Source organism: Agromyces humi, assembly GCF_009720255.1.
GTDB classification, from domain to species: domain Bacteria; phylum Actinomycetota; class Actinomycetes; order Actinomycetales; family Microbacteriaceae; genus Agromyces; species Agromyces humi.
This window is the reverse complement of record NZ_WJSP02000242.1, coordinates 1-5,627: the sequence shown is the minus strand read 5'-3', so window position 1 is coordinate 5,627 and position 5,627 is coordinate 1. Positions and strand designations below refer to the sequence as shown.

Sequence of the window (5,627 nt, the reverse complement as noted above, 5' to 3'; positions counted from 1 at the left end):
AGGCCGAAGCGGTCACGAGCTCGCAAGCGGCCTCGCACCATGACGACGACGGCTACGCCGCAGGCACCCTCGTCGTCGGCAGTGATCTGGAGCTGCCCTCCAACGCCGGCCGGTACGAACTGTACCTCGGCTTCGACCTCGCGGATCGGGCTCGACAACTGGATCGGAGCGCGCGCGTCCGGGGCTGCCCGTGAGGGAGCCGTCGAAGGTGGGATCGGTGATTAGGACTAAGTCGTAACAAGGTAGCCGTACCGGAAGGTGCGGCTGGATCACCTGTTCTCGCAGGAAGGAGATCGGGTCGCCGGCGACGGCGAGGAACCGCTCGCCCGCGGCATCCGGATGCCGCATCGCCAGCACGTGCAGGTCGGCGACGTCGCGCACGTCCACCCCGGTCGTGGTGCCCGGCGGCACCGCCGGCACCTTGCCGTTCAGGAGGCGCAGCAGCACGTGGATGGACGTCGAGAAGTCGGCGCCGAGCGCCGGTCCGAAGATCACGACCGGGTTCACCGTCGCGAACTCGAGGCCGGCGCCCTCGCGCTCGATGAACTCCCACGCCGCCCGCTCGGCCAGCGTCTTCGACTGGATGTACGGCGTGAGGTGCGGCGCCGTGAGGTCGGTCCAGTCCGCTTCGGTGAACGGGCGGCCCGGGTCGGTGCCGTAGCCGATCGCCGCGAACGACGAGGTCTGCACGACGCGTCGCACGCCGGTGTCGCGGGCGGCCCGCAGCACGCGAAGCACGCCCTCGCGGGCCGGCTCGATGAGCTCGTTCGCGTCCTTCGGCTGGCGAACGGGCAGGGGGGATGCCACGTGCAGCACGTACCGGGTGCCGTCGACGGCGTCGAGCCAGCCGTCGTCCTGCATGAGGTCGGCGACGACGAACTCGATCCCCGTCGGATCCTCACCGCCCGCGCGCACGAGGTCGCGCGCCTGGCCGGCCCGGTCGAGCGCGCGCACCGTCGTGCGCACGCGGTAGCCCTCGCGCAGGAGCGCGACGATGCAGTGCGCGCCGACGAAGCCAGTTCCGCCGGTCACGAGCACGAGTTCCCCGCTCATCCAGCCCCCACGGGTGGGACTCTACTCCGTCGGCTCGGGCCGCCCGGGGTTCGGCGCGGCTTGTCCGACGGTCAGCTCGCGACGCCGGGCGCCGACGGCGGCACGGTCACGCCGGAGGGCGCGAGCCAGATCGCGGGCGCCGGCCACGCGATGCCGTACGAGGCGAGCACGAGCACCGTGAACGCGTAGATCATGACGGCCATGGTGAGGCACCCGAGCGCGATGCCGACGATGGGCAGGGCCGCCCGTCGACGCCCCAGCGAGCGGTACCGAGATGCGGACATGCCGCCGAGCCAGACGGCCGCCGACCCGAAGAGCACGAGCCACGCCGTGCGCCCGTACTGCCCCTCGAGCGGCACGAAGAAGCAGGCCAGCGTCGTGATGACGCCGATGCCGACCGACGACCAGCCGAAGAACCGGGCCCAGCCGACGCCCTCGGCGGCGTCCCCGCCCCACCGCATCCACTCGCTCATCGGCTCGATCATCGCACGCCGCCCGGGAACGCGAGTGGGCCCGCCTCCGAGGAGACGGGCCCACCGTGGTGCGAGCAGTCGATTACTGCGGGTTGGTCACGTCCACCGTCATCGCGCCGCCGGTGACCTGGCTGGTCACGGTCGCGGTCACGCCGTGACCGGCGACGTAGACGCCGGCGAGCGGGTTGAGCGGGCTGAAGTACGCGTCCTTCGCAGCATCCGTGAACGTGGCGGTCTGCTGACGCGGGCTGCCATCGCCGACGACCGCCGCGACGGACTCCACGTGCTGGTTCTTGCCCTTGCCGACGAGGACCTCCTTGTGCAGCGCGACCTGGTCGATCGCCTGCAGGCCGAAGGTGGCGTCGTAAGGCTGGCGCCGGTTGCTCGGCTTGGTGCCATCGGCGTAGGTCATCGGAACGACCCCGGCGTCGATCGGCAGCGCGAGGCCGTGGCCCTGGTGGTCGATCGTGTTGTTGTCGGTGTAGGTCTCGTCGACCGCCCACACGAGCATGCCGTCCTGGAAGGGGAAGTGCTCGACGTGGTCGGGCGCGGTGTACGGCTTGTCGAACTGGTAGGGACCGTCGCGCAGCGTGTCGTCGTAGCCCACGTAGGTGCGGTTCTCGACCAGGTAGTAGGCGTCGCCCGAGCTGGTCTCGGAGCCGGTGCTGATCTTGAAGCCGCCCGCGGCCGTCCAGCCGTTGGCGCCGCCCTCGACGCTGTCGCTCAGCAGCGTGGTGCCGCCGCTCTTCACGACGATGTCGTCGAGGAACGCACCCGCGAGGTGCACGCCGCCGTCGGACTGGTAGCGGAAGCGGAACAGGGTGTTGGCGTTGCCGCCCGGCACCGAGTACTTCAGCGTCGTCCACTTGCCGTTCGACGTGTCGGACAGGGTGCCGACCGTGGTCCAGTTGGCGCCGCCATCGGTCGAGTACTCGCCGTAGAGGTAGTCGTAGCCGGCCTCGATGTCGTACCAGGCCTTGGCCGAGACCGTCGCGGTCCTGACCTTCGACAGGTCGATCGAGCGCGTGAGCGTCGTGTTCAGGTCGTCGGCGCTGGAGGTCCACCACGCGTGGCCGCCGTTCGGCGTCACGTAGTCGTTGGTGACGGGCGCGTCGGGCACGTCGACGACGAGGGCCTGGTCCTGGCCGTCGGCCTGGAGGGCAGCGGGGCTCAGCGTGTAGGAGCCGCTCTGGCCGGGGTCGACGACGGAGTAGTCGAGCCAGCCGAGCTGGAGCTTCTCCCACGGGCCCATGTAGCCGGGCGTGGTGCCGATGTCCTCGGTGCCGTGGTTCAGCCACGAGCCGCTCGACATGAGGGTCCAGAACGCGGTCGAGTTCTCGCCGCCGTTCGTGTCGTAGAAGTCGGGCAGGCCGAGGTCGTGGCCGAACTCGTGCGCGAACACGCCGAGGCCGCCGTTCTCGGCTTCGACCGTGTAGTCGCCGATCCAGAAGCCGGTGTCGCCGATCTGCGCGCCGCCGAACTTGGCGCCGTCGGGACCGGTCGTGCCGTAGTCGGTCGAGTTCACGTACCAGCGGTGCGACCAGATGGCGTCTTCGCCCTGCGCGCCGCCGCCGGCGTCCTCGCCCTCACCGGCGTGCACCGCCTGGAAGTGGTCGAGGTAGCCGTCGGGCTCGTCGAAGTTCCCGTCGTTGTCGGCGTCGTAGCGGTCCCACACGTCGAACGAGGCGAGCTCGGCCTTGATCTCGTCATCGGTCTTGCCCGCGGCGACCTGGGCGTCGTACCAGGCGTTGCCGGTGTCCTCGATGAACTGCCAGGAGCCGCCGAAGTCCTCGACGGTGTTGTCGCCGTAGGTGGAGGCGTTGCCGGGCACGGTCACCCAGTCGCTGACCTCGCCGTCGATCGTGTAGTTGCCCGACGACTGCTTCTCGTAGAAGTCCTTGAACGACTCGCCGTCGCCGAAGAACAGGTCCTCGTAGGTGCCCTGGTTGAAGTCGGGCAGCCAGTGCGTGCTGTTGTTCACCGTGCGGTCGGGCTGCGGGATCTCGTTGTGCAGCGGCCCGGGGGTGGAGCCGAGCTTCCCGGCGGTCTGGTCGCCGAACTGCGAGAGGATCGTGAAGATCCGGTCGGTGCCGGTCACCGCGGCCTGGTAGTACTTGTCGGTGTCGAGCTGCACGACGCCGTCTTCGCCGGGCGAGGCCTGCCCCGAGAGGATGAGCTTCTGGGCGGCCTTGCGGCGCTGGTTCTGGCGCTCGGTGAGCGGGCCGGGACGGTTGTCGAGCCGCTGGGCCGCTGCCGTGTCCGAGGTGGGACCGTCGGCGGGGGCGGCGACGGCCGCGGGCCCGAAGGCCGCACCCGCCATGACCGTCATGCCCGCCGCAGCGACCGCGACCATGCCGCGCATACGTCGATTCACGAGTTCTCCTTACACATGGAATGCGCCCGGGATCGCCGGGCACGGTGCGGGAAACCTAACACCGTCGTTTCGCGCGGGGAAGAGGTAGACCTCGGTCAAGTTCCGAAACGACCCGAATCGTTACCGGGCGCCGCATCCACGTCGAAGGAACCGCGAAGGACGCAAGGAATCCGAGGGCGCGACCTCTTGTGCGGATCGCGCCCTCGGGTGAAAATACGCCGACTCGTGCCGGCCCACGCGTCAGCGGCATCGCTCAGGCGGCGACCTCCGGTGCGGCCTCAGGCCGGGCGACCGCCGCCGTCGACGCGGCGGCGTCGCCGAGCAGCGCATCGATCACGAAGCGCGCGTCGCGGTCCATGCCCATCAGGGTCTCGGATGCCACCGAGTACTGGAACGGCATGCCCACGAACCCGAGCCCGGGGCATCCGCTCGCGACGCCCCGGTGCTCGACCGGCAGCCCGCGCTCATCGACGACGCCGTCGAGGTCGATCCACCCGAGCTCGGGCCGGGAGCCGGTGCACCAGACCACGGTGGCGGCGTCGATGGCCGTGCCGTCGGCGGTGACCGGGCGGCCGGCCTCGACGCGGTCGATCCGGCCGACCTGCACGACGCCCGCCCGGGTCAGGTCCTTCAGCGAGTTGCGCACGAGCATCACGCCGTGACCGGCGTTCTGGGCCCTGACGGCGCGTCCCTGCTCGGTGTCGATCGTCGTGTTGCGGAGGCGCCGGATGAAGATGGCCGAAATGAGATTGCCGAGGGGGCGGTCGATGTCGATCGGCACGTGCCCCGGATGCCGACCGGCGAGCGTCACGGCGTGGCCGGCCGCGGCGGCCTCGAGCGCGACATCCGTGCCCGAGTTCGCGGCCCCCACGACGAGCACCGGACCGTCGGCGAGCTGCTCGGCACCGCGGTAGTCCAGCGAGTGCAGCTGCCGGATCGACGGGTCCAGGCTGGCCGCGAACGCGGGCGTGACCGGCCGGCGGTGCGCACCGGTGGTGACGATCACCCTCGTCGCGAGCACGTCGTCGCCGTCGGACAGTCGGAGCCGGAACCGGGCCTCGGCGGCGCGATCCAGCGACACGACCCGAACGCCCATGCGCGCCGGCAGGCGGAAGTGCATGGCGTACCGCTCGAGGTAGTCGGCGAGCTCCGCACCCGTCGGGTAGCGGAACCGGCCGATCTCGATGGGCAGTCCGGGCAGGCTGAGGAACGGGCGCGGCGTGAACAGGCGCAGCGAGCGGTAGCGCTCGCGCCACGCGTCGCCCACGCGGGCGTGCTCGTCGAAGAGCTCGAAGTCGACACCGTGGTCGGTGAGGTACTTGGCGACCGTGAGCCCGGCGGCTCCGGCGCCGATGACGGCGGTGTCGATGGCGGTGGTGGACATGAGGGCCTCCTTGAGCATCCGAGTCGCTGATGTGCGCGACGCTACGGATGCCGCGGCATCGCCGCGTCGGCAGAAATGACCAGTTCCGCGGGCCGGACGCTGCGGTGCCGGGCGGCGCCGGGTCAGGATGCCGCGGTGAGCCCGTGCTCGAACGCGAACGCCGTGGCCCCGGCGCGGTTGGCGAGCCCGAGCTTGCCGAGGATGTTGCTCACGTGCCGCGCGACGGTGCGCTCGCTGAGGAAGAGCTCCTGCGCGATCTGCCGATTGGTGCGTCCGCCGGCGATGAGCCGCAGCACCTCCACCTCGCGCCGGGTGAGCCCCGCGGATGCCGCGGCCGCAGGTC

4 protein-coding genes are annotated in these 5,627 nt (G+C 70.8%); all 4 read right to left on the bottom strand.

Going from position 1 to position 5,627, the window contains the following annotated elements; translation table 11 throughout:
* Positions 1–1,124 precede the first annotated feature (1,124 nt).
* The gene (locus tag GH736_RS15965) at positions 1,125–1,526 is read right to left on the bottom strand and encodes a hypothetical protein (RefSeq protein WP_159605091.1); all 402 of its coding nucleotides are present in this window, start codon (positions 1,524–1,526) and stop codon (positions 1,125–1,127) included.
* Positions 1,527–1,608: 82 nt separating this feature from the next.
* Complete coding sequence (locus GH736_RS15960) at positions 1,609–3,900, bottom strand: immune inhibitor A domain-containing protein (RefSeq protein ID WP_203230809.1); 2,292 nt, start codon at positions 3,898–3,900, stop codon at positions 1,609–1,611.
* 253 nt (positions 3,901–4,153) lie between these two features.
* Positions 4,154–5,284 carry a flavin-containing monooxygenase gene (locus GH736_RS15955; RefSeq protein WP_159605089.1) on the bottom strand — a complete coding sequence of 377 codons (1,131 nt, stop codon included), beginning with the start codon at positions 5,282–5,284 and terminating at the stop codon, positions 4,154–4,156.
* A gap of 122 nt (positions 5,285–5,406) precedes the next feature.
* The coding region (locus GH736_RS15950; RefSeq protein WP_162529571.1) for a response regulator transcription factor at positions 5,407–5,627 on the bottom strand (221 nt) is incomplete at its 5' end.

Excerpts from the sequence above, each read along its gene's own strand:
- GH736_RS15965 (WP_159605091.1), bottom strand. The coding sequence starts at position 1,526 with ATGAGCGAGTGGATGCGGTGGGGCGGGGACGCCGCCGAGGGCGTCGGC.
- GH736_RS15955 (WP_159605089.1), bottom strand. The coding sequence starts at position 5,284 with ATGTCCACCACCGCCATCGACACCGCCGTCATCGGCGCCGGAGCCGCC.